The sequence below is a fragment of the Paraburkholderia graminis C4D1M genome (assembly GCF_000172415.1).
In the GTDB taxonomy this organism is placed as follows: Bacteria; Pseudomonadota; Gammaproteobacteria; order Burkholderiales; family Burkholderiaceae; genus Paraburkholderia; species Paraburkholderia graminis.
This window is the reverse complement of record NZ_ABLD01000004.1, coordinates 227,559-250,747: the sequence shown is the minus strand read 5'-3', so window position 1 is coordinate 250,747 and position 23,189 is coordinate 227,559. Positions and strand designations below refer to the sequence as shown.

Below are 23,189 nucleotides of genomic sequence, written 5' to 3'. Positions count from 1 at the left end.
TTGCCGGTCCTGCAGCGCGCTTTTCGACTCTCTTTGAAACTAGACCGACTGTATTACGAAGCCTCGCGAGCGCCCATGCGGGCGAGCCCGAGTCTTTTCATTGCTGCGATTACTGCATCTGATGGGAGCGGCGCTGGTGCCCAAAGGCAGCGCCCCCACCGTGCCCGGTGCGTGCTCAGTGTGCCGGATAGATCTCGACGTCGAAGTACTGCTTTTCGAGCTTCGTGAACGTGCCGTCCTGATGAATCTGCGCGAGCGCCTTGTTGAACATCGCCTTCAGTTCGGCATCGTCCTTGCGCAGACCGATGGCCGTGCCTTCGCCGATGGTCTTCGGGTCCTTCACTTCCGGGCCCGCCCACGCGAAGCCCTTGCCGCGCGGCGTCTTCAGGAAACCGGCGTCGGCCTGGATTTCGTCCTGCAACGCGGCGTCGAGCCGGCCGGACGTGAGATCGGCGTAGACCTGATCCTGGTTCTGATAGGGCACCACGGTCACGCCCTTCGGCTCCCAATACGCCTTGGCGTACGCTTCCTGGGTCGTGCCCTGCTCGACGCCGACGCGCTTGCCCTTCAGCGATTCAGCCGTTGGCAGCAGCGGCGAGCCGGCTTTGGCGATCATGCGCGCGGGGGCGTCGAAGAGCTTGTCGGAGAAGTCGATCTGCTCGCGGCGCTTGTCCGTGATGGTCAGCGACGACACGATCGCGTCGAACTTCTTGCCCTTCAATGCCGGGATGATGCCGTCGAAATCCTGCTCCACCCACACGCATTTGACGTTCATTCGCGCGCACAGCGCCTTGGTCACGTCGACGTCGAACCCGACGACCTGGCCGCTGGCCGCCTTCGATTCGAACGGCGGATAACTGGCGTCAACCCCGATGCGTACGGTTTTCCATTCTTTTGCCATGGCGCCGGTGGCCATGACGGCGAGCGCTACGCACAGTGCGAGCTTCTTCATGTTTCTCCTGGGTCAAACTGATCGTCGTGGTGTCCGATCCCGACGAAGCCGGCTCGTGGCCGGCCGTCGCCTCGGCTCGTGGCCGGCCGTCGCTATTCTAGGCGGTCAAAATTGTCGCGCCGCCGCGGTTTTCCGCGTGGTGTCCGGCCTTGCCAGGCCTTTGCCGAGCCTTCGCAAGCCTTTGCCAGGCGAGCCTTCGGCCACCCTATGCGTTGAAAAGCGCGGTATTTTACCCGAACAGGGGCGCGGCGCCAGTGCGCAATGCCCGCCGCGCCGGCGTCGCATGAAGGCCGTTGCGTATGCGCGACGCATTCGCGCGGCGCGTTGCGAAAGCGGTAGACGACGGTTCGATGCGCGCGGCTCGCTTCGCCAACTTCGATTAAGCGGATTTGCGAAACGATCCGGTGCGCCCGCGCCCGATTGTGGATCGGGCGGCGAGCCCATACATTCTCGCCATCGCCAATTTCACCGGGAGTACGTCATGATCGAGATTCGCCGCTCCGACGAGCGTGGCCACGCCAACCACGGCTGGCTCGACTCGTATCACAGCTTTTCGTTTGCCGATTATCGCGATCCCGAGCACGTCCACTTCGGGCCGCTGCGCGTGATCAACGAAGACCGCATCGCGGGTGGACAGGGCTTCGGCACGCACGGGCACCGCGACATGGAGATCGTCACGTACGTGCTCGAAGGCGCGCTTGCGCACCGCGACAGCATGGGCAACGGCTCGACAATCCGTCCCGGCGACGTGCAGCGCATGAGCGCCGGCACGGGCGTGATGCATAGCGAGTTCAACGCGTCGCCGGACGAAGAGGCGCATCTGTTGCAGATCTGGGTGATTCCGCAACGCGCGGGCGATCAGCCGGGCTACGAGGAAAAGCGCTTCGACGCCGCCGACAAGCGCGGCCGCCTGCGCGTCGTCGCATCGCCCGACGGCCGCGACGGCTCGGTGACGATCCACGCGGACGCGTCGATTTACGCGGGCTTGATCGACGGCGCGGAGACGGCCAGCTTCGCGGTGCCCGCGGGACGGCTCGTGTACGTGCACGTCGCGCGCGGCTCGCTGACGGTGAACGGCGAGGCGCTGCAAGCGGGCGATGCCGCGAAGCTCAGCGATACGGACACGGTGACGCTGGAAAAGGGCGACCACGCAGAAGTGCTGCTGTTCGACCTTGGGCGGCTCGATAGCTGAAGCAGGGCAGTTGTTGCGCCGCTCAACGCGGAGTTGGTTGAGGGCGCAACCAGGACGGCACAAAGGGCGCGTGCTGCAAGCTCAGTTTCAGCGGGAATGCACACGCGCGCCGCTATATGTATATATGGAAAACGCCACGGAGTTTTTGAACTGCGCTCCGTGGCGTTTCTGTTTCTGCGAAGCCGCCGCGCTTTGCAGCGCGGCGGCCGCGCCGCTTACTGGCTCGCAGCCGGCGCCGACGCCGCGCCATGATGCTGCTGCCAACGCTCGCGCATCTTCTCGTGACGCGACTCCATCTTCGCAAAGCGCTGCTTCAGCGCCGTGCTGACGGTCGTCTTCTGCTGGTCGTTCAGGCCGTTATAGAACTTGAGCCAGGCGTCCGTGGTTTGCTGGCGCAACTGCGCGTCCTTCTGCTCGATCTGCTGATGAGCGGAAGCCATCGCGTTCAGATCCAGAATCTGCTGCTGCTGCGCGGCCTTGAACTGGTTCTTCATCTGCTCGTGGTTCGCGCGCATCGCTTCATGGCCTTGCTTCATCGTGTCGAGTGCGGCTTGCCACTGCTTTTCCTGATCCGCGTTCAGCTTCAACTGATCATGTAGTTGCGTGAGCTCTTTCATGAAGTGACCGTGCCATCCGCCCGGACCGCCGTGGGCCTCATGAGCGGGTTGGGCGGCATAAGCAGCGCCCGCGCCGATGGCGAGAGCGGTGGCGGCAACGGCGAGGGCGCGCGAGATTTTTTTGGTGGACATGTAAGGCTCCTTGTAATGGAATAGCCGACGATGCATCCGATCCAGTTGACGGCCTGCATTCGGTAAGACACAGCGTAGAGAACTGCATCCGGCGCTGTGTTACGCGCCTTCGCGCCGCTGTTACGGGCCATTACGTGCAGCTTTCACCGTAACACCCGGTAACCCTTGAGGCCTCTGTGAAATCGAAAACCGCTGCTGCCGCGCGTTAAACTTCATTCCATGGCTACTCAAATACTTGTTGTCGACGACGACGTCGAACTGCGCGATCTGCTGCGCGACTATCTGGCCCGTCAGGGCATCGAAGTCTCGGTGCTGCACGACGCGGGCTCGCTCGAGCGCAGGCTCGAACGCGAGCGTCCCGACCTGATCGTGCTCGACCTGATGATGCCGGGCGTGGACGGGCTCACTGCATTGCGCAAGCTGCGCGCGTCGGGCGACGATATCCCGGTCATCATGCTGACCGCGCGTGCGGACGACGTCGACCGGATCGTCGGTCTCGAACTCGGCGCGGACGACTATCTCGGCAAGCCGTTCAATCCGCGCGAGCTGCTCGCACGCGTGCAGGCGGTGTTGCGCCGGCGGCGCACGCTGCCTTCGGCGGCCGCGCCCGAACAGCGCGAGCCGTTCAGCTTCGGCCGCTTCACGCTCGACTTCCAGTCGCGCACGCTGCATCAGGAAGACAAGCCGCTCACGCTGTCGGGCAGCGAGTTCGCGTTGCTGAAAATCTTCGTGAACCATCCCATGCGCACGCTGACGCGCGAGCGTCTGCTCGAGCTGCTGCACGGTCCCGAATACGACGGCACCGACCGCGGTATCGACGTGCAGGTGTGGCGTCTGCGGCGCATTCTCGAAACGGACCCGTCCACGCCGCGCTTCATTCAGACAGTGCGCGGGCGCGGCTACGTGTTCGTGCCCGACGGCGATCAGAATGCGCCGGCCCATTGATTCGTTGTTCGGACGGCTGGCCTTGCTGGTCGTCGCGGTGCTGCTGCTGTCGCATTTCGCGTGGTATGCGCTCATGCGCCTCGAGCGCAGCCAGCTGCAAACCCGCTATGCCGTCGAAGAAGCCACGTTCCTCGTCGACGCGGTGCGTCAGCACGTGGCCCGCAATCCCGATCAGCCGCTGCCGTCGCGCGTAAAGCTGGTCGATCCGGCGAGCCCCGAAGTGCCGCCCGAGACATCGAATCTGCCGCCGCCGCTCGAACGGTTTATCGAAGACGCGCGCGACCGCATGCCGTCCGGCACGCAGGTGCGCGTCGGCTTGCCGGGAGCGCCGCCCACGCTGTGGGTGCGCGCGCCCAGGGACCGTAGCTGGATCGTCGTGCCGGTGCAGCCGCTGCGGCCACCGCGCTCGCTCGACCGAACGGTGCTGTGGCTCGTCATCATCTTCTCGTTCGCGGTGATGGCGGCGCTGTTCGCCGCATGGGCGTTGCAGCAGCCGTTGCGCTCGCTCGCCCAGGCGGTGGCGCGCTTCGGCCGTGGCCTGCCGGTGCCGCCCGTGCCCGAGCGCGGACCGCGCGAGCTCAGGCAATTGACGCATGGCTTTAACCAGATGGTGCAGGAAGTCGCGCGCACCGAGAACGACCGCGCGGTGATGCTCGCGGGTGTCGCGCACGATCTGAAGACGCCGCTTGCGCGCTTGCGTCTGCGCGCCGAAATGATGGACGAAGCGAAGATGCGCGACGGCGTCGTGCGCGACGTCGATTCGATGACGCACATCGTCGAACAATTCCTGGTGTTCGCGCACGACGGCGCGGATCGCAGCGAAGCCGTCGAGGTCGACGCGCAATGTGAACGCGTCGTGCGCAGCTATCGCGCGGTGGCCTCGGGCGCGCCTGCGGTGCAGACCGATCTGCGAGCCGGCCCCGGCTTCATGCTGCCCGCCGCCACGCTCGACCGGATTCTGTCGAACCTGCTCGACAACGCGCATGCGTACGGAGCGCCGCCTATCGTCGTCGCCACTGCGCGCACGGCGGAAGGCTTCACGTTGTCGGTGAGCGATAACGGCAAGGGCATCGCCGCGCAGGACCTCGTCAACGCAAGCCGGCCTTTCGTGCGGCTCGATCCCGCGCGCGGCGGCAATGGCCACAGCGGTCTTGGGCTTGCGATTGTCGAGCGGCTGGTACGGCGCGCGGGCGGCGAGTGGCAGATCGGCAACCACGACGGCCGCGGCTTGCGCGTCTTGATGAGCTTCCCGTTTTCCGCGGTGCCTCAGGCGAGGGCGGCGTCGGAGAGCAGTGTCTGGTGATTTGAGTTGCAGGCGCGGCGTTGCGTCGCGCCTGGTTTTGTCGTGGGCTGGTGTGGTCCGCCGCCGAGGTCATCCCAGGTCATTACTGCGACCGCGACCACAACTGCTTCCCGCTCGCGAGCTAATCCGAAAACAACGTATTCAGCGCGTTCGCGGCTTCGCTATCCACCGTATTCCACGTCACGGTTTCGGCTTCGAAAATATAGTGGGTCGTGTACTTGCCGAGGCGGCCGAGTATCTCTTCCTGAATGACTTCCGGCGCGACATCGAGCTTCAGATACCACGCGGTCGACGACAGCCGCGTCTGGAACGCGCCGTACTCAGCCAGCAGATGGTCGAACGCGTCAGCATCCTGATCGCGGCAAACAATGACCAGATTTCCCTTCATGCGAATCTCCCGTTAAAGCGGTAGCGACAACTCGAGGTCAGTGTCGATCATACCTGCTTGCTTGCGGAAGGCTCGAAGCCTCGGCTTGCCTCGCGTCAAGGAGCGGACTCGCCGTCACCAGACGCTTGCGACCGTGCGGGCGGGCGGGGCGGTGTCGTCGGGCGGCAGCGCTTCGGTGCGGTCGCGCCCGCCGGTCTTGGCGGCATAGAGCGCCATGTCGGCGCGGCTCATGATCCGCTCGGGGAGGTCGTCGACGGACAACTCCGTGATGCCGATGCTCACGCTGAGCGTAACGGACGCAGGCAGTTTCGCCGACGGCACCGCTTTCAGACGCAAGCGCAGGCGCTCGACCACTTCGCGGCCGCCCGCGAGATCGGTTCCGGGCAGCAGCACACCGAACTCCTCGCCGCCGAGCCGGCCGATCGCATCGGCGCCGCGCAGTTCGGCGCGGCAGGTCTCGACGAAATGCTCGAGCGCGCGGTCGCCGGCGGCATGGCCGAAGCGGTCGTTGATCTGCTTGAAGTGATCGAGGTCGGCAATCGCCATGCACAGCGGCTGGTTGCCGAGGTGCGCGCGATCGATCTCGTGACGCAGCAGATCGAGGAAGTAGCGGCGCGACAGCGCGCCCGTCAACGCGTCGTGACGCGCCTCCGCCGAAAGCAGCGTATTGGCCGACTGCAACTGCTCGGCGAGATCGCGCGTGGCCCGATGATGGCGCCGCTCGCGCACGTACGACACGGTGATCACCCACGCGAGCGCCACGGTACCCGCCAGCGTCAGAAACACCAGCAGATGATCGCGCTTATGGTTGCGCAACAGCTCCGGCCAGGCCGAGAGCGGCTCGACCAGATGCGCGGAGAGCCCCGAGTTCAGGCCGCCACGAGTCTGATACAGCGACGGCCCCAGGCGGCCGGCCGAGCCGAACAGTTGCCCGGCGACGGTCGCCGAGACCCACGGCGCCTGCTCACGCACTTCGTTGTCGACGCGAATCTGGATGTCCGGGAACGCGTCGCGGCGATAGGTCACGGTGCGCTCGGCGACGCTCATCTTCGTCACGCGCGAATCGGGCAACGCGTGGCCTTCGAGCTTGCTGTCGTGCGCCATGATGATGACGCCGTTATCGTCGGCGACGAAGGTGCCGGCATGCGCGACCCAGTGGCGCAGCCGCGCGATGCCGACCTTGGCGACGACCGCGCCCGCGAGTTCGCCGTCCGCATAGACGGGCACCGCGATGAAGATGCCGGGTTCGCCGCTCGTGCGGCCCACGCCATAGGTTTCGGAGAACGCGCCGAGCAGCGCGTTGGTCAGATACGCGCGCACCCGCATGTCGACGCCGACGAACGAGGCGCGCCGCCTCTGCGGATCGCCGGAGACATCGCTCGAGGCCACGCAGATGCCGTTGGCATTCACGAGCCATACCTGATCGAGCCCGGAGAAGCCCTGTGCCCGGTGCAGGAAGGTGCTGACCGCGCCAAGATGCGGGTCTTTTAGCAACGCGGCGCGCAGCGTGGGTTCCGTCGTCTCGCCGTTCGCGGCATAATTCCGGGATTGCACCAGCGCGTTCTGGACCACGTCCATTTCGGCCATGGTTGCGGGAATGGCTCGCGACATCGCGAGGTCGCTTGCGATCACCTCCGCCATGTTGTCGACGATCGAGGCGGCCATCTGACGCTGCGCGTGCAACGCCGCGTTGAGCTCTTGCTGTACCATCCGGTCCGCGACCATGCCGGCCACGAACCAGCAAGCCAGTACGATCAGCACGAAGCCGATCGGGCCGGTTGCCTGGCGCAAGGTTGTCCTGTTCATCGACCCTCTGATCCGTCTGGCTGAGACATGCAACTAGCTTATTCGTGGCAGCGCCGCGGCGCCGTTTCGCCCAGCGTTTCGCTCGGGGTTGCGCCGCGCGGGCCGGGATAAAACCATCCATACGGGCGCATCTTTAGTGGATTCTAACCGTCATGGGGCCAGACGGCACCCTTATCGCGGCAATGAATCCAGATGGGCTGCACCCATCAGGCTCTTAACGGCAATCGCGCCGTTTTCTTGATGCCGGGAGCGGCAATAGGCCACGCGCGACGAGACGCGCAACGAGGCTCGCGGTCTTCACGGAAGCTTCGCGGAAGGCCACTGTCAGGCCATTGCCGGGCCGTTGTCAGGCGGGGCGCAGCAAGTTGCCGGATTTGCCGTCAAAGGTTGTGCCTGAAACATAGGATGGTGTAGTGTCGTGCCGTCCAAAACAAAGGAAAGCTCGCCAGCCTACGGGCGGCGCCTGCGGCGACAGGACTCAGGCTTGACGATTGCGGTTCGGGGGCGGCTTGCCCATCGGCGCTTCCGTTGCCGGTCCACCTGTCTCGTACGCTAACGATTTACCGCGCACACGCGTTTTGCCATGCCTGATTTCCGCTTTCCGGACCGAACTTCAGACCGCCGCGCGGCAGCCGCGGCCTCCTTCGCGCATTCGAACGCCTGTATTAACGAGGAGCCGGTCTGATGGATTTCAGCTTCAACCTGAAGCGCACCGCCAACGCGTCGGCATGGCGCGTGCTGCCCAACCGCTGGGACTTCGTCGCGTTTCCGCTCATCATCTGCATCATCGCGATGGCGGCGATCGGCTTTCACGAGACGCTCGCGCCGATGTCGACGCTGAAGACCCAGGCGATCTCGCTCGATCCGGCGAATCTGCCCGAGTACGCAATGCGCACCACATTGCGCATGCTCGCGGCGATGGTCGCGTCGCTGATCTTCACGCTCGCCTACGGCACGCTGGCCGCGAAGAGCCGCCGCGCCGGACTCGTGCTGGTGCCGATTCTCGACATCCTGCAGTCGGTGCCGGTGCTCGGCTATATCTCGTTCACGGTCACGTTCTTTCTCGCGCTCTTTCCGGGCCGCGTGCTCGGCGCCGAACTCGCGGCGATCTTTGCGATCTTCACGAGCCAGGCGTGGAACATGACGTTCAGCTTCTATCAGTCGCTGCGCACGGTGCCGCGCGATCTCGATGAAGTCTCGCGCGGTTTTCATCTGACGTCATGGCAGCGCTTCTGGAAACTCGAAGTGCCGTTCTCGATGCCCGGCCTCATCTGGAACATGATGATGTCGATGTCGGGCGGCTGGTTCTTCGTGGTCGCATCGGAGGCGATCACGGTCGGCAATAACACGATCACGCTGCCCGGCATCGGCGCGTATCTCGCGCAGGCGATCGTCGTCAAGAACCTGCATGCGATCGGCTGGGTGATCCTCGCGATGACGGTCGTGATTCTCGCCTACGACCAGTTGCTGTTCCGTCCGCTGGTGGCGTGGGCCGACAAGTTCCGCATGGAGACCACCAGTTCGGGCGACGCGCCCGAGTCGTGGCTGCTCGATCTGATTCGCCGCACGCGGCTGATTCACCGCTTGCTGGTGCCGCTCGGCTGGATGTTCGCGAAGGCCGCGCGCGTGCCGTTCCGCTTGCCCGCGCTGCAGGCGCCGCGCTTTCCGATTCCGCAGATCCAGAAGAGCTCGCGCATCGGCGACATCGTGTGGGGCGCGCTCGTGCTGGTCGCCACTGTTTATGTGGTGTATCGCGTGTTCATCTACGTGCGCACCGGCGTATCGCTCGATGAAGTCGGCCACGTGTTCGTGCTCGGGCTGATCACGCTGCTGCGGGTTGTGGTGCTGATCGCGCTGGCGTCGGTGGTCTGGGTGCCGGTCGGCGTGCTGATCGGCCTGCGGCCGGCGCTCGCCGAGAAGATTCAGCCGCTCGCGCAGTTTCTGGCCGCGTTCCCGGCGAATCTGCTGTTTCCGGTCTTCGTGATCGTGATCGTGCGCTTCAACCTGAACCCGGATGTCTGGCTCTCGCCGCTGATCGTGCTCGGCACGCAGTGGTATATCCTGTTCAACGTGATTGCCGGCGCGACTTCGTATCCGAACGACTATCGCGAGGCGGCCAAGAATTTCCATATCCGCGGCTGGCAGTGGTGGCGTCAGGCCATTTTGCCGGGCATCTTTCCGTACTACGTGACGGGCGCGATCACCGCGTCGGGCGGCGCGTGGAACGCGAGCATCGTCGCGGAATTCGTGCAGTGGGGCGACACGAAGGTGGCCGCGCACGGGCTCGGCGCCTATATCGCGCAGTCCACGGCGGCGGGCGATTATCCGAAGATCATCGTCGGCATCGCCGTGATGTCGCTATTCGTGACGCTGTTCAACCGCCTGCTGTGGCGTCCGATGTACGCCTACGCCGAAGCGAAGCTGCGGCTGGACTGAGGCCCTGAGGCCGTGAAGCTCTGAGGCCCTGACGCTACGCGCCTGGCCTGCCGCGGTGCACGACAAACCTGCGCGGCCCGGTGTTTTCCTGAGAATTGAAGGCATAACGCGATGCAAAATCCTAAAGCTGCCACGACCGCCGCGCCGATCCAGACGCCGCCGAAGCCACCGCGTCTCGGCGAAGAAATCCTGCGCGTCAAGGACGTGTGCCGCGGTTTCAACAAGTCGCAAGGCGAACTGCTGGTTCTCGACGACGCCACCTGTCGCTGCGCGAAGGCGAGATCGTCGGTCTGCTCGGGCGTTCGGGCTCGGGCAAGTCGACGCTGCTGCGCATCATCGCCGGTCTGATCGAGCCGACCGACGGCGAAGTCACATACATGGGCAAGCCGCTCGACGGTCCCGCGAAGGGCGTCGCGATGGTGTTCCAGACCTTCGCGCTGTTCCCGTGGCTGACCGTGCTGCAAAACGTGGAAGCCGGGCTCGAGGCGCAAGGCGTGGCCGCGCGCGAGCGGCGCGAACGCGCGCTCGCCGCGATCGACCTGATCGGCCTCGACGGCTTCGAGAACGCGTATCCGCGCGAGTTGTCCGGCGGCATGCGCCAGCGCGTCGGCTTTGCGCGCGCGCTGGTGGTCGACCCCACACTGCTTCTGATGGACGAGCCGTTTTCCGCGCTCGACGTGCTGACCGCCGAGACGCTGCGTACCGACCTGCTCGACTTGTGGACGCAAGGCCGCATGCCGATCAAGGCGGTGCTGATCGTCACGCACAACATCGAGGAAGCGGTGTTCATGTGCGACCGGATTCTCGTGTTGTCGTCCAATCCTGGCCGCGTGATCGCCGAGATCAAGGTGCCGTTCAAGCATCCGCGCAATCGTCTCGATCCGGCGTTCCGGCGTCTGGTGGATGAGATCTACGCGAAGATGACCGCGCGTCAGACCGACGAGAAAACGCGGAAGGGCCTCGAGCTGCATAGCTGGTTGCCGCACGTGTCGACCAACCTGATGGCCGGTCTGATCGAGACGCTCGCCGCCGCGCCGTATCACGGCCGCGCGGACATGCCGGAAATCGCGCGTTCGCTGCATCTCGAAGTGGACGACCTGTTCCCGGTCGCGGAAGTGCTTCAGCACCTCGGTTTCGCCGACGTCCGCGAAGGCGATATTTTCCTGACGCCGCCCGCGCGCGTGTTCGCCGAATTCGGCACGCAGGAGCGCAAGATGATGTTCGCCGAGCATCTACTGCGGCATGTGCCACTCGCCGCGCGAATCAAGAAGGTGCTGAACGAGCGGCCGGGCCATCGTGCGCCGCGTGTGCGCTTCGAGCAGGAACTGGAGGATTTTCTGTCCGACAGCGCCGCCGAAGAAACGCTCGACGCGGTCATCAACTGGGGGCGCTACGGCGAGATTTTTTCCTACAACGACCAGACCGAAATCTTCAGTCTGGAAGACGTGGAGTCGTGAGCACCGCGGCGCTCACGTGCAGTACTGTTCAATGAAAACGGCAGGGGAGACCCTGCCGTTTTTCGTTATGCGGTGCGATTCGTTTTATTGCAGATTGCCCCAGCGCTCCACGGCCGGTTCCGCGGACGCCCATTTCCAGCCTTTCTCCTGCTGACACGCGCTTGCCGTGTACCAGTCTTCGCGTGCGTTCGGTCCGTCGCCGTCCTGCACCGAGAACACGAACTCCTTGCATAGCGCGAGCGCCGAGCCGAACGCGCGCGTGACGCGCACCTGGCCGTGGCCGTTCTCGATGGGCAGCGTATGTTTGACGGACCACGGACGCGTTTCGCCGACGGGCATCGCGCCGGCCAAAGCCGCGATCAGATTCTGCTGGTCGCTGTGCATGCTGCGCATGTAGCGGCCGATGGCTTCGTCGGTGGCGGCTTGCACCGCGATACCGACGCCGATGCCCACCGCCGGATTCGACGTGACGAGGCCCGACGCGACGCCGGCGGCTGCGCCGCTCGCCGCGCCGATCGACGAGCAACCGCTCGTGAGCAGCGTCGCACTGAGACATAGCACGCCGGCGAGCGCCGTCAGACTCGCGCGATGCAGCCGCTGAGCGGCCGGAAACGCACGCGCGGTCATTGCAATGCGCCCCAGCGTTCGGTGGCGGGTTCGGCCGACGCCCATTTCCAGTTTTCGCCGTCGCGGCAGATGGAGGCCACGTAGAACGCGCTGCTGGCCGGCACGTTTTTCGTCGCGATGTGGTCGACCGAGAAGACGATTTCCTTGCAGTCGAGCGCGCCCGCGCTGATCGTGCGGCTGACCGTGACGCGGCCGTGTTCGTCGTCTTCGATCGGCATGGAATGCGTGACGCTCCACGGTGCGATCGCGCCGACTTCGAGCGGCCCGGCGATCTTCGCGATGCCGTCCTGCGTATTCCGGTGGACCACGCGCTCGGAGTACTGCACGCCCGCTCGCGCCGCGGCCACTGCGCCGAGACCGATGCCGGTCGCGACCGCGGCGTTGCTCGTGACCTTCGCCGCGAGCGCGGCGCCGGCGATACCCGCGCCGGCGGTGGCGCCTTCTGTGTAGAACGAACTGCAGCCCGAGAGCGCCGACGCGAGCGCCAGGCTCAACGCAACGAGGACCGTTGCGTTACCCCATCCGCGCCTCGCTTCTGGTTGGCGGCGCACTTTCAAGCGCGGTTTCAAGCCTGGTTCCAGGCACCCGGCGCACAGCATTTTCTTTTGCATCCCTGTCTCTACTCTTGCAAGTGCTCCGGCTCGCGTGCGAAGGCAACGGCGAGCCGGCGGCATGTCGTCCCATCGTCGAAAATGGGCTGCTGCATTTTGCAGGATGCGTTTTGTAAATGGCAGAGGGAAAGTGCAAGCAATTGCAAAACATGGTGCGCACCAAACCGGTTTCTGCTCAGACTGCAGACCGGTTTGATTGGCGGTGCGAACTGTTTGATGAGGAAACTTCTGCTGAAGCGCGTCTACTGTTCGGTGTCTTCGTCGGTACTTTCGTCGCCATATGCGCTCAAGCGGTTGTAGAGCGTTTTGAGGCTCACGCCGAGCGCTTTTGCCGCACGCCGCTTGTCGCCGCCGCAGTACTTCAGCGTGCCGAGAATGATCTGCTTTTGCGCGTCGGCGAGCGGCGTGCCGATCCATACGCTCATCGCGTCGCCTTGCGTCACGGGCCGCTTCACTTTCGACGCGAGGTGCGGGTGCGGCAACTCGACCGTTTTCTCCGCGAGAATGAACGCGCGGTACACCGCGTTCTTCAGCTCGCGCACGTTGCCTGGCCACGACCACGTGCGCAGCGTTTCGATCGAGCGTTTGCTGAAGCTCTTGCTGGTGCCTTCCTGCTGATTGAGCTGCGCAAGAAAGTGTTGCGCGAGCAGTTCGCGGTCGTTCTCGCGTTCGCGCAGCGGCGGCGCGCGCAACGGAAACACCGCGAGCCGGTACATCAGATCCTCGCGCAGACCGTTTTCCTTGACCGCGACGGCCGGGTCGCGATTGGTCGCGGCGATCACGCGCACGTTGCCGCTGATCAGCTCGTTGCCGCCCACGCGATAGAACGTGCCGGTCTCGAGCGCGCGCAGAAGTTTCACCTGACGCACGGGCGCCATTTCGGTGACTTCGTCGAGAAACAGCGTGCCGCCGTTCGCATGCTCGAAGTAGCCGACGCGCCCTTGGACCGCGCCGGTGAAGCTGCCTTTTTCGTGGCCGAACAGTTCGGCCTCGATGAGCTCGTCGGGAATCGCGCCGCAATTCACGGCGACAAACGGCGCCTCCCTGCGGCTGCTTTGATCGTGAATCGTGCGGGCGATCAGCTCCTTGCCGGTGCCCGATTCGCCGATGATCAGCGCGGTCGCGTCGGTGCTCGCGACGCGCTCGATCTGCTCGTACAGGTCGAGCATCACCGGGGACGAACCGTACAGCAGGCCGTACGATTTCAGTCCCGCGACGCCGTCCGCGACGCGCTGCTTTGCCTGTGCGGAAGCGCTGCCGCCGGCGGACACAGTGGGCGAGGCCAGATCGATTGACGCCATAAACGGGGAAGTCCTGTGCAAATGAGTTCGTTGGTGCGGCGCGCAGGCCTGGGAACGAGACGACCGAAGTTCTATCTCACAAAGGTCGATTTAACCACTTTGACAGCGCTTCCTGCAATCTATGTGAAGGCGATCGGCCGCGCATCGCGGCGAGTCGGTCGAAACTGCGCGTGGCGCGCGCCGGCCGCGCCCGCGAACCCGCAAAGTTACCGGGCACATGCATTGCAGCTTGCCCCCGGCACGCGTGCGCTCAGGCCGCGGACGCCGCGGTCCGCGCGGGCGCTGAACCAGACGAGGAGTGAAAGATGACTGACACGACGCAACAGCTCGCACTCGGCGGCCAGAAGATCGTCCAGGATCTGCGGGTGCTGCTGAAGGATTCGGAAGAAATGCTGCGGCTTGCCGCCAATGTGCCGGGCGAGGGCGTCGGCGCGCTGCGCCAGAAGCTCGGCACCCATGTCGAGACGCTGCAATCCGCGCTCGGCGACGCGCAGGAAAACGCGCAGCGGCGCTATCGCTTCGCAACCGTCAACACGGAACGCTACGTGCGGCAGAACCCGTGGAGTTCCGTCGCCATTGCGGCTGGCGTCGGCTTCGTCTTGGGCGTGCTGAGCGCGCGCTAGGCGCGGGTTCGGCGTCCGCGGCGTCCGCTGCGGCCGGCTGCGCGGCGCGGCGGTTTGCACTCTCTGCCTCTCTGCATCTAACGATCACAAAACGACCACAAGGAGTTCATGATGGCTCGACCCAAAATTGGTATTTTCGGCGCGCTGATGGCGCTCGGCGGCTACCTCGCGGTGCGCTATGTCCAGCGCAGCCGCGCGGCGCAATCCACCACCGGGCGCGAGTTGAACCGCTGGGAAGACGAGGGCGGCGCGGTCGTCACGCCGTCGGCGGCGTCCTCGTCGTCCGCTTCTTCCGCGCAGTCCGGCGCGGGCTCGCCGGCCTCCGCCGGTCCGGGCGCGCATGGGCCGAACGGCTCCTCTCACCCCGACGCGTGGCCGTTCCCGCACAGCAGCTAGGCTGCTTTCCCGCCGCGCGCCGCCGCCGATCCGCCGGGCATGCGGCGTGTCTCCGGGACTGTTAAATTGTCTCTATAAAGCCGTATAATAGGTAAATACAGAACAATAGTGCCGATCACGTCGCGATTTATGCGTGTATTGTTGCAATATTGAATGGAATCGGTGACCAAGCGCTGTCGGAAGTTGGCGTACGCTCACTTTGAGACAGGTATGCCCGCCACCCGCGCGAGGTCGTCGGCGCTTTTTCAGCATGCTCGCCGCATGCTGTTCCTCCCACGCTTGCAGGCTTTCGAGACGCGATGCCACATGTACTGATTGTCGATGACGACGCAAGTACCCGCGAGGCGCTTTCCGCCATCATCGGGGAAGACGGTCTGACCACCGCCACCGCGGGCGATCTGCGCGAAGCGCGCATTCAACTGGTCCGGCAGATGCCGGACGTTGTCTTTACCGATCTCAAGCTGCCGGACGGCAGCGGGGTCGAACTGTTCGAAGATCTCGATCCGCGCTCCGGCGTGGAAGTGATCGTGATTACCGGCCACGCCACGGTCGAGTCGGCGGTGAACGCGCTGAAAATGGGCGCCACCGACTACCTGGTGAAGCCCATCAACATGCAGCGCGTGAAGGCGATTCTGTCGCGCCTGCCGCGCGCCGGCGACCTGAAGGCCGAAATCGGCACCTTGCGCGGCGAACTGCGCCGCATGGGCCGCTTCGGTCTGATGCTCGGCAATTCGCCGGCCATGCAGGAGGTCTACGACCAGATCGGCCGCGTCGCGCCGACGGCGGCTTCGGTCATGCTGGTCGGCGAATCAGGCACCGGCAAGGAAGTCGCCGCGCAGACGCTGCACGAGCTCAGCCTGCGTCGCAAGCATGCGTTTCTGGCGGTGAACTGCGGCGCGATTTCGCCGAATCTGATCGAGTCGGAAATGTTCGGCCACGAGCGCGGCTCGTTCACGGGCGCGGATCGTCAGCACAAGGGTTATTTCGAGCGCGCGAACGGCGGCACGCTGTTTCTCGACGAAATCACCGAAATGCCGATCGAATTGCAGGTCAAGCTGCTGCGCGTGCTGGAAACCGGCATGTTCATGCGGGTCGGCACGACGAAGGAAATCGAAACCGACGTGCGGCTGATCGCCGCGACCAACCGCGATCCGGAGCAGGCGGTGCTGGAAGGAAAGCTGCGGCTCGACCTCTACCATCGGTTGAACGTGTTTCCGATCAGCCTGCCGCCGCTACGCGACCGGGGCAAGGACGTCGAACTGCTCGCGCAAGCGTTCCTCGAGGAACTGAACGAGCGGCACGGCACGAAGAAGCATTTCCCGCCCGCGGTGAAGGAGATGCTGCTGTCATATCCGTGGCCGGGCAATGTGCGCGAGCTGAAGAACTACGTGCAGCGGGCGCACATCATGTCGGGCACGGACTCGGACAGCACCGCGACCGTGCCGTTGCAGATCACGTTGTCGAAGCCGGCCGCGGGCACGGCGATCACGATTCCGTTCGGCACGTCGCTCGCCGAAGCCGACCGTCAGTTGATTCTGGCCACGCTCGAGCAGTGCGGCGGCGTGAAGACGCGCGCCGCGGAAATTCTCGGCATCAGCCTGAAGACGCTGTACAACCGCCTCGTGGAATACGGCAACGACGCGCGCGAAGACGGCGATGCCGCCGATGAATCGCGTGCGCTCGGCGGCGCGGACGCTTAACGTCCGGCGCATAAAGTCCACGCGCCGCTTCCACCCGCCGCTTCCCGTCGGGAGCGCGGCGTCGAACGGCACAGCCCTTGCTGCAGTCAACACAAATGCATAGCGAGGACCACTGACATGCCGCACTACGCTGCCGCTCCCGCGCTGCCGCTTCGCCAGCACGCGCATCGACCGGAGCCGATCGAGCCGCCGAGTCCGGGCGAGCCGGATACGGTGCCCAATCCGGATCCCGAACCGATCGAACCTGTGGAGCCGCCGATTGGCGACCCGCCTCCGCAGCCCACGCAAACTCCGCAGGCCAGTCGGCGTCCGCCAATCTCTCTGCAACTCTGAATTCCTTGCCGTTCGCGCCTTGGCGGGCGCAGCAAATTTGTGTACATGTTACAAATGCGACGCATGATTTACCGGCAATTCAATGTCGTCGCTCCTAGACTGTGTTGATGCCGCCGCTGCCAGGCGGCGCGGCTTTGCCCGGAGGCATCGATCATGAGACATCCAGCGCTGCGGCGTTCCGCGCGCCATTCCAAGCGCGACAGCCGTTCTGCGGACAAGAGCGCTCCACCGCCGGCTTCGTCCGGACCCGTTCCGGACGCTTCGGCCGCCGCGGCCGCTGCGGCCTCGTCCGCGCCGCATCACGATCCGTCCGCGCAGAATCGCGTCGCCCCCGACGCGCCGCCTGACGGGGAATACAACCAGGGCGGCGTGCGTCAGGAAGGCCTCGACTACCAGCGCGACCTGGGCTCTGAGCAGGACGCATAAGACTGCTCGGCAGCCCGAGCTTCCAGCCCGAGCAAGACGTTTCCACTTTCATGTGACGAAACGGAAGAAACTCCTTCGCCGCATCATGGCGGCGCGGGTTTGTGCTCGTTTGTCACATTTGCACACATTTTTATTTCCCATTTGCACCGAAACGGCACGCGACTTGCGTGCAATCCTGCCGCACATGTCCGCATGCAACGAAACAACTGAACTAGGTGGAGCACCAATGAGCAGACTGATCGTGGTATCGAATCGTGTCGCGCCGACCCAGGAGGGCCGGCCCGCAGCGGGTGGCCTGGCGATCGGCGTGCTGGACGCGTTGAAGGAAACCGGCGGAGTCTGGTTCGGCTGGAGCGGCGAGACGGTGAGCGAACCGTCGGCGCCGGTAATCGAGAAGCAGGGCAACGTCACGTATGCGACGGTCGGCCTGACCAAGCGCGACTACGACCAGTACTACCGCGGTTTTTCGAATGCGACGCTGTGGCCCACGTTCCACTATCGCAACGACCTCTCGCGCTACGATCGGCAGGAATACGCGGGTTACCAGCGCGTCAATGCGACGCTCGCGAAGCAGTTGAAAGAGCTGCTGCGGCCCGACGACATCATCTGGGTTCACGACTATCATCTGCTGCCGTTCGCGCGCTGCCTGCGCGATCTCGGCGTGAAGAATCCGATCGGCTTCTTCCTGCATATTCCGTTTCCGGTTCCCGAGGTGTTGCGCACGATTCCGCCGCACGAGGAACTCGTCAAGGCAATGTGCAGCTACGACGTAATCGGCTTTCAGACGGAGGCGGATCGCCAGTCGTTTGTCGATTTCATCGAGCGCGGTCATCACGGCACCTCGAGCGAAGACGGCATGGTTCACGCGTATAACCGCTTCCTGAAGGTCGCTGCGTATCCGATCGGCATCTATCCCGATGCGATCGCGAAGGCCGCCGAGCAGTTCACCGACCGAAAGCCGGTGCGCAGCCTGCGCGACGGCATGCGCGGACGCAAGCTGATCATGAGCGTCGATCGCCTCGATTATTCGAAGGGGCTTGTCGAGCGCTTTCAGGCGTTCGAACGCCTGCTGCTGAATGCGCCGGGATGGCACGGGCGCGTGTCGCTGGTGCAGATCGCGCCGCCGACGCGCTCCGACGTGCAAACCTATCAGCGGATTCGTCAGACGCTGGAAGGCGAGGCCGGCCGCATCAACGGACGCTTCGCGCAGCTCGACTGGACGCCGATCCAGTACCTGAACCGCAAATACGAGCGCAATCTTCTGATGGCGCTGTTCCGTCAATCGCAGGTCGGCTATGTGACGCCGCTGCGCGATGGCATGAATCTCGTCGCGAAGGAATACGTCGCGTCGCAGGACCCGGCCGATCCTGGCGTGCTCGTGCTGTCGCAGTTCGCGGGCGCGGCCGAACAATTGCCGGGCGCGCTCGTCGTCAATCCGTTCGATCTCTCGCAAATGGCCGAGGCGCTCGAACGCGCGCTGTCGATGCCGCTTGCCGAGCGGCAGGCGCGTCACGCCGACATGATGGCGCCGATGCGCGAGAACAACCTGTCCGTGTGGCGCGATACGTTCCTGGCCGCCCCTCCCCCCCGTGGCGACCGCGTCTTCGGTGACGGCCAAAGCGGTAAAGCTCGCTGACGTGACGGCGTCGTCGTCGTCCTAGGAGTTGTGGGCGGCTGCGCGGTTTCTTTGCGTTTGTTAGAAGCCGCGCGAAGCTGATCACGTCGAAGTGAGAGCCTGGAAGGAAGCGTTGGAGCAGGGTAGAGAAAGGGCGCACATCATGCGATGCGCGCCCTTTTTGCATCTGCGTCGTTTGTCGGATGCGTGGCGTCGTTACGCGGCGCGCGTATTGACCCGCTGCATCACGCGCATTGTGCTGACCACGGCGGCCACGGCGGAAAAACCCGCGGCAACATAAAGCGCGATGACCGGCCCGCTGTGCGGCGCGACGCCGAAGATCAGCGCGACGAGCGCCGCGCCGAGCGTCTGCCCGGTCAGGCGCGCAGTGCCGAGCATGCCGCTTGCGCCGCCGCTGCGTTCGCGTGGCGCGGACGACAGCATCGTGCGGTTATTGGGCGACTGGAAGATGCCGAAGCCCGCGCCGCACAACGCCATGCGCCACGCGATCTGCCAGGCGTCCGGATGCGGCCCGAGTGTGGCGAGCAGGAGCAGGCCGACCGTCATCGCGGCGAGCCCGACGCCGCCGAGCCAGCCCGACGAGACCTTGTCGGACAGCACGCCGGCAATCGGCGCGGCAATGATAATGATCGCGGGCCACGGCGTCATCAGCAGACCGGTGTCGACCTGCGAGAAACCGAGCATGTCCTGCAACATGAACGGCAGCGACACGAACGCGAGCATCTGCGCGCAGAACGAACACACCGACGTGCCGATCGACAGCGCGAAGATCGGAATCCTCAGCAAATCGATCGGCAGCAGCGGCGCGGGGCGGCTCAACTGACGGCGCACGAAGAAGTAGCCGATCACCACCGCGCCGATCAGTTCCACGACGACATAGCCGAGCCGTTCGCCGTGGCCGAGTCCGTCGACGGCGAAAATCAGCAGGCCGAATACGAACGCGTTCATCACCGCGCTCAACAGGTCGTACGGGGAATCGTGGCCGCGGTTCATCGGCAGCGCCTTGAAGCCGCCGATAATTGCCGCAATGCCGATCGGCACGTTGATCGCAAACAGCCACGGCCACGGAGCGACCGCGAGCACGCCGGAAGCGACCGTGGGTCCGACTGCCGACGACACCGCAACCACCATCGCATTGATCGAGACGCCGCGTCCGAGTTGCGTCGGCGGATAGATCATGCGCACGAGCGCCGTGTTCACGCTCATGACGCCCGCCGCGCCGAAGCCCTGCACGACGCGAGCAATCGCGAGCGTCGGCAGCGAGGTCGAGAGCGCGCAACCGAACGACGCCACCGTAAACAGAATCAGCCCGGCCAGATAGATGCGCCGATAGCCGATGCGGTCGCCAAGCGACGCAAGCGGCAGCAGCGAAATGGTGATGGCGAGTTGATACGCGTTGACGATCCAGATGGAGCCGGCCGCGCTCGCCTGCAAGTTCCGCGCGATGGTGGGCAGCGCGACATTGGCAATCGCGCTGTCGAGCACCGCAAGCGTCAGCGCAAGAGCGATGACGAGCATCGCCCAATAGCGTTGCGGCGTGGGCAGACCGGGTTCGTTATTGGACGGCCGCGCGCTGTCAGGAGCGAGCGTGTCCGCGGCATCCGGCGGTAGGGTCCCGCCGTTGCGGGATGGTTGTGCGTGCATCGGTTGTTCGAGTTGCCTTCAGCGTTCCGCACGAAAGCGCGGCGGGTCGCGACTTATGGCTGCTTTCGCGAAAGGTTCGCGCGCGCTGCGCCGATGCCGCGCCGCTCAATATGATGGCGTGCGTCGCGGCATCGTCCGCAGCTCGCCGCTATTTGAGCTCGTAGAGCCCGGTGTGCGTCGTCGAGTCGATCTCGTTCAGATGAGTCATGAAGCGCGCGACCGCGTTGGTGGTCTCGGCGGTGATGGGCAGATGCGGCACCTTCAGCGCATGCAGCCGGAAAATATAGCGATGCGTTCTGTCGCCGCGCGGCGGCGCGGCACCGCCGAAGCCGACCGTGCCGTAATCGTTGCGCACCTGCAGCGCGCCTTGCGGCAGCAGCGAGCCGTCGGCCTTGCCGGCGTTGCGCGGCAACGAGCGTGCGTCCGCGGGAATGTTGACCACGACCCAGTGCCAGAAGCCGCTGCCCGTTGGCGCGTCGGGATCGTGCACGGTGAGCGCGAAGCTTTGTGTGTCGGCCGGCGCGCCTTCCCATTGCAGCGCGGGCGAGATGTTTTCGCCGTCGACGCCGAATGCCTTGTCGTCGTATTCGTGCGCCTTCGGCATGAAGCCGCTATTGGGAAAATCGTCGGACCACAGACGGAAATCAGCCATTGTGTGCCTCCCTTGCTGGCGGGTTTGATGGCCGAAGCGAGCACCGTGAGTGCCGTGCCGGCGTGATGGCCGGCGGGCTTAAGTCGCTTCGGGTTAGCCAGTCGAGTGTATCACCGAGGGCTTTCGGTTCGCTCGCCAAACCGCGCGTAGCAGGCGGTGGGCAAGGGCGCTTTCAGGCGCGTTCTTCGAAGCTCGGCGCGTCGCTCTTCAGCCATTCGACGAGACGCGTCAGCACGCCCTCGATGTCGCGATTCGCGCCGCGCAACGCGCATTCCCACACGACGCCGACGCGCCAGCCGGCCGCGAGCAGCGCGGCGCGCACCTTGTCGTCGTTCGCGCGGTTACGGCCGATCTTCTCGCGCCAGAACTCGGGGCGCGTCTGCGGCCATTTGAAAAGAGGGCAGTCGTGACCATGCCAGAAGCAGCCATGCACGAGCACGACGGCGCGGTAGCGAGGCAGCACGATGTCGGGGCGCCCCGGCAAGTCGCGCGCATTCAGGCGAAAGCGAAAGCCCTGCCGATGCAGCAGGCTGCGAATCAGCACCTCGGGCTTCGTATTGCGGCCGCGAATGCCGGACATCATGCGGCTGCGCGTGGCGCTGTCGACGATATCGACCATGCTAGCGCGGCGAGTTTGCGCAGCCCGAACAAGTCGGCGTGCAGGAAAGGCGCTTGTGTCGATTCATGCGATGGCTCCTGAAGCGGTGCGATAAGCAGCGTTGCCTACGCTGGAGCACGATGCGCGCCACTTCGGGCGACGCCGGGATTCCATTGAAACCGCGCGCAGGCAAGCCGGCGTATGCCGGCATCCGGCAGTTTACGCAAAATCGCTTGCACCGCGCGCGTATTGTAGAAGAGCGGTGGCGTCGTCAGGATCGACGTACCAGCATGCACAGGCTTTGCAAGCTGTGCAGACCCGCGTCATAACCTTCGAGCGTATGGCCGAGGAGCACTCTGCGCGCCATGCGTCTTTGCTCGAAGCTCTTCCTCTCGTCGCTTGTCGGCACCCAGTAAATGCCGGTGCGGGCCTCCTGTATATGGCGGACCGTGCCGGCGTCGACGAGCTGACTCAGCGAAGCCTTGATTTGCCGAGTGCTGCTATTCAACTGATTCGCGAGCGCAACGCAGGTATAGCGCACACCTGGTGTCATGATGGCGTCGAGACTCGACGCAGTCAGTCTTCTGCGTTTTGCTGCCTCCTCTTTTGCATGTGTGTCCTTTGCGTGTCTATCTGTTGCCTCGTTATCCCGGTTCATAGTCGACGCCTCTCTTCTTGCTGCGTTAGCAGTGCTGGATCGTCTTTACATCGCGTGCCGGAACGCGCGTTCTCCGGCCGCGCCAATAAGACCGCCTATTGAGCGGCGTCTGCGGGAACACCGTCGCGAGCAGCGGCGACGGCGGCGTCGCGCTCTTTCGCTGCGGCCGCTTTCTGCCGCATATACACGCGCTTGGCGGCGGCCACTTTGCCGTCATATACGTGATTAGCCGCGGAAATGCGCTCGTGCATCTGCACGATCTGATCGCTTGTACCCGGCGATGTTTTATTCGCCGGGGTTTGTGCCCAGGATGTCGACGCCGCGCTAATCATGCAGAACAACAGAGTGGAAACGATTTTCTTCATGGGCGCTCCTGCTGAAAAAAAGGCGGCCGCCTTAGCGGCCGCGAAAGTCCACCACTCAGACCTTGGTAAGTGGCGGCTCGGGGTTCGTTACTCGCTGCAACGTGTTGGAAAGTTAATGCAAGCGAACCGTCGGCGGAAGAAGCGGAATGGCGTACGCGTAAAGCAAAAGCGAACGCGGTTCATTGAAAGCGATATGGATCTGTTGCGGCGACGCGCGTGCGTATGCGGAATGGAGCGCCCGGCTCCTTGCTGTGTTGTTCGGAAGCGATTAACGCGTTCAGCATTATGTTGCTTCACAGCGTGCATGGGCTCGCGATACGTTCGCTGCTGGCAGTCAACAGGCGACCGGTTAATTAAAGCGCTGATGTTGTCGAGGACTGCCCACCACACC

At 64.5% G+C, this 23,189-nt stretch carries 21 protein-coding genes and 2 pseudogenes; 11 read left to right on the top strand and 12 right to left on the bottom strand.

The annotated features are described in order from the left end of the window. Nucleotides 1-175: 175 nt before the first annotated feature. Nucleotides 176-952, bottom strand: coding sequence for an ABC transporter substrate-binding protein (locus BGRAMDRAFT_RS09205; protein WP_006048439.1), 777 nt, complete (start codon nucleotides 950-952; stop codon nucleotides 176-178). A gap of 481 nt (nucleotides 953-1,433) precedes the next feature. On the opposite strand from BGRAMDRAFT_RS09205, the gene BGRAMDRAFT_RS09200 reads away from it, so the two are divergent. Continuing rightward, on the top strand, nucleotides 1,434-2,144 hold the full coding sequence (locus BGRAMDRAFT_RS09200) for a pirin family protein (protein ID WP_006048438.1): 711 nt from the start codon (nucleotides 1,434-1,436) through the stop codon (nucleotides 2,142-2,144). A gap of 215 nt (nucleotides 2,145-2,359) precedes the next feature. Here the strand turns inward: BGRAMDRAFT_RS09200 and BGRAMDRAFT_RS09195 are convergent, their stop codons facing one another. After that, nucleotides 2,360-2,893 (bottom strand): periplasmic heavy metal sensor, encoded by a 534-nt coding sequence (locus tag BGRAMDRAFT_RS09195; RefSeq protein ID WP_006048437.1) that lies wholly within the window; start codon nucleotides 2,891-2,893, stop codon nucleotides 2,360-2,362. 219 nt (nucleotides 2,894-3,112) lie between these two features. On the opposite strand from BGRAMDRAFT_RS09195, the gene BGRAMDRAFT_RS09190 reads away from it, so the two are divergent. Further along, entirely contained in the window at nucleotides 3,113-3,838 is a 726-nt protein-coding gene (locus BGRAMDRAFT_RS09190; RefSeq protein WP_006048436.1) for a response regulator, read from the top strand. Next, nucleotides 3,822-5,141 (top strand): ATP-binding protein, encoded by a 1,320-nt coding sequence (locus BGRAMDRAFT_RS09185; protein WP_006048435.1) that lies wholly within the window; start codon nucleotides 3,822-3,824, stop codon nucleotides 5,139-5,141. Before BGRAMDRAFT_RS09190 ends, BGRAMDRAFT_RS09185 begins: the two co-directional genes overlap by 17 nt. 121 nt (nucleotides 5,142-5,262) lie before the next feature. Here the strand turns inward: BGRAMDRAFT_RS09185 and BGRAMDRAFT_RS09180 are convergent, their stop codons facing one another. Together BGRAMDRAFT_RS09180 and BGRAMDRAFT_RS09175 are read right to left on the bottom strand one after the other, a co-directional pair. Further along, the gene (locus BGRAMDRAFT_RS09180) at nucleotides 5,263-5,529 is read right to left on the bottom strand and encodes a double-stranded DNA-specific endonuclease (protein WP_006048434.1); all 267 of its coding nucleotides are present in this window, start codon (nucleotides 5,527-5,529) and stop codon (nucleotides 5,263-5,265) included. A gap of 114 nt (nucleotides 5,530-5,643) precedes the next feature. After that, complete coding sequence (locus BGRAMDRAFT_RS09175; RefSeq protein ID WP_006048433.1) at nucleotides 5,644-7,335, bottom strand: sensor domain-containing diguanylate cyclase; 1,692 nt, start codon at nucleotides 7,333-7,335, stop codon at nucleotides 5,644-5,646. A gap of 684 nt (nucleotides 7,336-8,019) precedes the next feature. Between BGRAMDRAFT_RS09175 and BGRAMDRAFT_RS09170 the strand changes: the two genes are divergently transcribed. Next, complete coding sequence (locus tag BGRAMDRAFT_RS09170; protein WP_006048432.1) at nucleotides 8,020-9,771, top strand: ABC transporter permease; 1,752 nt, start codon at nucleotides 8,020-8,022, stop codon at nucleotides 9,769-9,771. 111 nt (nucleotides 9,772-9,882) lie between these two features. Then, nucleotides 9,883-11,228 (top strand): annotated as a pseudogene (locus BGRAMDRAFT_RS09165) (ABC transporter ATP-binding protein). 84 nt (nucleotides 11,229-11,312) lie between these two features. On the opposite strand, the gene BGRAMDRAFT_RS09160 reads toward BGRAMDRAFT_RS09165, so the two are convergent. The 3 genes from BGRAMDRAFT_RS09160 to BGRAMDRAFT_RS09150 all read right to left on the bottom strand — a co-directional run bounded on the left by BGRAMDRAFT_RS09160 (nucleotide 11,313) and on the right by BGRAMDRAFT_RS09150 (nucleotide 13,767). Then, entirely contained in the window at nucleotides 11,313-11,855 is a 543-nt protein-coding gene (locus BGRAMDRAFT_RS09160; protein ID WP_006048430.1) for a hypothetical protein, read from the bottom strand. After that, entirely contained in the window at nucleotides 11,852-12,466 is a 615-nt protein-coding gene (locus BGRAMDRAFT_RS09155) for a hypothetical protein (RefSeq protein WP_006048429.1), read from the bottom strand. Before BGRAMDRAFT_RS09155 ends, BGRAMDRAFT_RS09160 begins: the two co-directional genes overlap by 4 nt. Before the next feature lie 242 nt (nucleotides 12,467-12,708). After that, nucleotides 12,709-13,767, bottom strand: coding sequence for a sigma-54 interaction domain-containing protein (locus BGRAMDRAFT_RS09150; protein WP_006048428.1), 1,059 nt, complete (start codon nucleotides 13,765-13,767; stop codon nucleotides 12,709-12,711). A 305-nt stretch (nucleotides 13,768-14,072) separates the two neighbouring features. On the opposite strand from BGRAMDRAFT_RS09150, the gene BGRAMDRAFT_RS09145 reads away from it, so the two are divergent. The 6 genes and pseudogenes from BGRAMDRAFT_RS09145 (at nucleotide 14,073) to otsA (ending at nucleotide 18,906) form a co-directional block, all read left to right on the top strand. After that, entirely contained in the window at nucleotides 14,073-14,390 is a 318-nt protein-coding gene (locus BGRAMDRAFT_RS09145; RefSeq protein ID WP_006048427.1) for an ElaB/YgaM/YqjD family protein, read from the top strand. A 111-nt stretch (nucleotides 14,391-14,501) separates the two neighbouring features. After that, nucleotides 14,502-14,786 carry a hypothetical protein gene (locus tag BGRAMDRAFT_RS09140; RefSeq protein WP_006048426.1) on the top strand — a complete coding sequence of 95 codons (285 nt, stop codon included), beginning with the start codon at nucleotides 14,502-14,504 and terminating at the stop codon, nucleotides 14,784-14,786. A gap of 299 nt (nucleotides 14,787-15,085) precedes the next feature. Further along, entirely contained in the window at nucleotides 15,086-16,486 is a 1,401-nt protein-coding gene (locus BGRAMDRAFT_RS09135; protein ID WP_006048425.1) for a sigma-54-dependent transcriptional regulator, read from the top strand. 117 nt (nucleotides 16,487-16,603) lie between these two features. Continuing rightward, nucleotides 16,604-16,819 carry a hypothetical protein gene (locus BGRAMDRAFT_RS09130; RefSeq protein WP_006048424.1) on the top strand — a complete coding sequence of 72 codons (216 nt, stop codon included), beginning with the start codon at nucleotides 16,604-16,606 and terminating at the stop codon, nucleotides 16,817-16,819. Between the two features lie 153 nt (nucleotides 16,820-16,972). After that, on the top strand, nucleotides 16,973-17,245 hold the full coding sequence (locus BGRAMDRAFT_RS09125) for a hypothetical protein (protein WP_006048423.1): 273 nt from the start codon (nucleotides 16,973-16,975) through the stop codon (nucleotides 17,243-17,245). A gap of 226 nt (nucleotides 17,246-17,471) precedes the next feature. After that, a pseudogene (otsA, locus tag BGRAMDRAFT_RS09120) lies at nucleotides 17,472-18,906 on the top strand (alpha,alpha-trehalose-phosphate synthase (UDP-forming)). A gap of 170 nt (nucleotides 18,907-19,076) precedes the next feature. On the opposite strand, the gene BGRAMDRAFT_RS09115 reads toward otsA, so the two are convergent. From BGRAMDRAFT_RS09115 to BGRAMDRAFT_RS09090, 5 genes are all read right to left on the bottom strand, one after another. Then, entirely contained in the window at nucleotides 19,077-20,525 is a 1,449-nt protein-coding gene (locus tag BGRAMDRAFT_RS09115; protein ID WP_006048421.1) for an MFS transporter, read from the bottom strand. 148 nt (nucleotides 20,526-20,673) lie between these two features. Then, nucleotides 20,674-21,177 carry a YbhB/YbcL family Raf kinase inhibitor-like protein gene (locus BGRAMDRAFT_RS09105; RefSeq protein WP_006048419.1) on the bottom strand — a complete coding sequence of 168 codons (504 nt, stop codon included), beginning with the start codon at nucleotides 21,175-21,177 and terminating at the stop codon, nucleotides 20,674-20,676. A 172-nt stretch (nucleotides 21,178-21,349) separates the two neighbouring features. Further along, entirely contained in the window at nucleotides 21,350-21,796 is a 447-nt protein-coding gene (locus BGRAMDRAFT_RS09100) for a very short patch repair endonuclease (RefSeq protein WP_006048418.1), read from the bottom strand. 250 nt (nucleotides 21,797-22,046) lie between these two features. Next, complete coding sequence (locus tag BGRAMDRAFT_RS09095; RefSeq protein WP_006048417.1) at nucleotides 22,047-22,433, bottom strand: hypothetical protein; 387 nt, start codon at nucleotides 22,431-22,433, stop codon at nucleotides 22,047-22,049. A 95-nt stretch (nucleotides 22,434-22,528) separates the two neighbouring features. Further along, nucleotides 22,529-22,798, bottom strand: a complete 270-nt coding sequence (locus tag BGRAMDRAFT_RS09090) for a hypothetical protein (RefSeq protein WP_006048416.1) — start codon at nucleotides 22,796-22,798, stop codon at nucleotides 22,529-22,531. Nucleotides 22,799-23,189 lie beyond the last annotated feature (391 nt).

Coding starts and splice junctions, on each gene's coding strand:
- BGRAMDRAFT_RS09195 (WP_006048437.1), bottom strand. CDS start 2,893: ATGTCCACCAAAAAAATCTCGCGCGCCCTCGCCGTTGCCGCCACCGCT.
- BGRAMDRAFT_RS09100 (WP_006048418.1), bottom strand. CDS start 21,796: ATGGTCGATATCGTCGACAGCGCCACGCGCAGCCGCATGATGTCCGGC.
- BGRAMDRAFT_RS09130 (WP_006048424.1), top strand. CDS start 16,604: ATGCCGCACTACGCTGCCGCTCCCGCGCTGCCGCTTCGCCAGCACGCG.
- BGRAMDRAFT_RS09205 (WP_006048439.1), bottom strand. CDS start 952: ATGAAGAAGCTCGCACTGTGCGTAGCGCTCGCCGTCATGGCCACCGGC.
- BGRAMDRAFT_RS09200 (WP_006048438.1), top strand. CDS start 1,434: ATGATCGAGATTCGCCGCTCCGACGAGCGTGGCCACGCCAACCACGGC.
- BGRAMDRAFT_RS09105 (WP_006048419.1), bottom strand. CDS start 21,177: ATGGCTGATTTCCGTCTGTGGTCCGACGATTTTCCCAATAGCGGCTTC.
- BGRAMDRAFT_RS09095 (WP_006048417.1), bottom strand. CDS start 22,433: ATGAACCGGGATAACGAGGCAACAGATAGACACGCAAAGGACACACAT.
- BGRAMDRAFT_RS09090 (WP_006048416.1), bottom strand. CDS start 22,798: ATGAAGAAAATCGTTTCCACTCTGTTGTTCTGCATGATTAGCGCGGCG.
- BGRAMDRAFT_RS09160 (WP_006048430.1), bottom strand. CDS start 11,855: ATGACCGCGCGTGCGTTTCCGGCCGCTCAGCGGCTGCATCGCGCGAGT.
- BGRAMDRAFT_RS09185 (WP_006048435.1), top strand. CDS start 3,822: ATGCGCCGGCCCATTGATTCGTTGTTCGGACGGCTGGCCTTGCTGGTC.
- BGRAMDRAFT_RS09155 (WP_006048429.1), bottom strand. CDS start 12,466: ATGCAAAAGAAAATGCTGTGCGCCGGGTGCCTGGAACCAGGCTTGAAA.
- BGRAMDRAFT_RS09140 (WP_006048426.1), top strand. CDS start 14,502: ATGGCTCGACCCAAAATTGGTATTTTCGGCGCGCTGATGGCGCTCGGC.
- BGRAMDRAFT_RS09150 (WP_006048428.1), bottom strand. CDS start 13,767: ATGGCGTCAATCGATCTGGCCTCGCCCACTGTGTCCGCCGGCGGCAGC.
- BGRAMDRAFT_RS09170 (WP_006048432.1), top strand. CDS start 8,020: ATGGATTTCAGCTTCAACCTGAAGCGCACCGCCAACGCGTCGGCATGG.
- BGRAMDRAFT_RS09115 (WP_006048421.1), bottom strand. CDS start 20,525: ATGCACGCACAACCATCCCGCAACGGCGGGACCCTACCGCCGGATGCC.
- BGRAMDRAFT_RS09125 (WP_006048423.1), top strand. CDS start 16,973: ATGAGACATCCAGCGCTGCGGCGTTCCGCGCGCCATTCCAAGCGCGAC.
- BGRAMDRAFT_RS09190 (WP_006048436.1), top strand. CDS start 3,113: ATGGCTACTCAAATACTTGTTGTCGACGACGACGTCGAACTGCGCGAT.
- BGRAMDRAFT_RS09145 (WP_006048427.1), top strand. CDS start 14,073: ATGACTGACACGACGCAACAGCTCGCACTCGGCGGCCAGAAGATCGTC.
- BGRAMDRAFT_RS09135 (WP_006048425.1), top strand. CDS start 15,086: ATGCCACATGTACTGATTGTCGATGACGACGCAAGTACCCGCGAGGCG.
- BGRAMDRAFT_RS09175 (WP_006048433.1), bottom strand. CDS start 7,335: ATGAACAGGACAACCTTGCGCCAGGCAACCGGCCCGATCGGCTTCGTG.
- BGRAMDRAFT_RS09180 (WP_006048434.1), bottom strand. CDS start 5,529: ATGAAGGGAAATCTGGTCATTGTTTGCCGCGATCAGGATGCTGACGCG.